Genomic DNA, 1,376 nt, shown 5'->3' with positions numbered 1-1,376 from the left:
TCCGCTACTTCTCTCCGAACACAGTCAAGACTAGAGAACCGAGCGCTGGAGTTCGAGCACACGGCTCAGTGTATTCAGCAGGAGAGCGAGAAGTACGCTATCTGGTTTACAGGTAGGCAGATGAATATTCAGGCAACTAGGGTACCTAAGAACACAATTAAGAAAATCTTAAAGGGCCGGTGCATCCTGCTATCTGCTACCCTGGTTAAGAGCGATATTAACGAGATACTTAACAATGAGCCATACGAATATCTCGACCTAGCTTCTCCTATCCCTGTAGATAGCCGAAGGGTTTACTTTAACCCGTCAAGTTTCAAACATAACTATACAGAGATGCGCCCAAAAGCCCTTGCACGCAGAATCGAAACGATAATAAAGGCGGAAGGTAAACCAAACACTCTGGTGCATGTGCCATATGGACTAGCCCGTCAAATGGAGAGCTACTGGACACTACCTGTGATTCAGCATGACCAAGAAAGTAAACCAGAGGCACTGAAGAATTTTATAAAGGACGGAGGTGTACTTATCGGGAGTGGTTGTACAGAAGGATTGGACTTAAAGGACGATATCTGCAGGCTCAACATTATAGCTAAGATTCAATGGCCTTGCTTGGGAGACTCGTGGGTTAAAAAGAGGAGGGCGGCACAGGATGGCCATATGTGGTACATAGCCGAGACTTTGAAAACTGTTATTCAGGCGGCTGGACGCAGTACACGAAATGAGAGTGATTATAGTAAGACAATCGTACTTGACCCGAGCTTCTCCTCTCTTATGATTCAAGCGGAACGGATGAAGCTTGTGCCTAAATATTTTTCAGAAAGTATTGTATGGGTGCTTGACAAAATAAATAACGTGGTTTACCTTGAGACAGAAGGAGAAGAAGATGATATTGAAACAGAGTCAGAAAACACGAGACGAGCTTAAGAAGCTAAAAGAGCCTTTTGATGACTTAATGGTGCGGTTAATCAATATCGCTCATGAACAGGGCATTAGTGTGCAGGTTCTTAAAGCACGTGGATTTAGTTGCAGAATCTGTTTGCAGAATAAGGAAGGTAAGGTATACAATAACGCCCGGACGTATGAGAAGTTGTGGGGTCTGGCTGGAGACTTAGGTTTAGTGTCTGAAGGGTTGAAAAGAAAGAATGAATGCGATTACTTAATGAAGGGTACAGGATGAAATCGAAAATAATCTTTGTCTTAGGGGATGTACATCTTCCGTGGTGCGACTGGACTGCGTTAGAACATATAGCGGAGGAGATTAAAATAGCTAAGAAGCGCGGAGATGAGGTCGAAATAGTGCAGATTGGCGACCTGTTTGACCAGCGTGCATGGAGCCGATTCCCAAAAGAAGGTGACGCGGAGAATGCTCAACTGGA

At 44.5% G+C, this 1,376-nt stretch carries 3 protein-coding genes; all 3 read left to right on the top strand.

The genetic code is table 11. The features are described 5' to 3' along the window. On the top strand, positions 1–924 hold a 924-nt coding region (locus EBR25_14070; GenBank protein NBW42096.1), incomplete at its 5' end, for a hypothetical protein. Then, complete coding sequence (locus EBR25_14065; protein NBW42095.1) at positions 884–1,177, top strand: hypothetical protein; 294 nt, start codon at positions 884–886, stop codon at positions 1,175–1,177. The genes EBR25_14070 and EBR25_14065, both read left to right, overlap by 41 nt. After that, the coding region (locus tag EBR25_14060) for a hypothetical protein (GenBank protein NBW42094.1) at positions 1,174–1,376 on the top strand (203 nt) is incomplete at its 3' end. The genes EBR25_14065 and EBR25_14060, both read left to right, overlap by 4 nt.

The sequence above is a fragment of the bacterium genome (assembly GCA_009926305.1).
Classification (GTDB): Bacteria; Bdellovibrionota_C; UBA2361; order UBA2361; family RFPC01; genus RFPC01.
This window is presented reverse-complemented; position numbering and strand designations above follow the sequence as displayed.

What these genes read in the sequence shown, in the direction of transcription:
- EBR25_14065 (NBW42095.1), top strand. Translation starts at nt 884, where the DNA reads ATGATATTGAAACAGAGTCAGAAAACACGAGACGAGCTTAAGAAGCTA.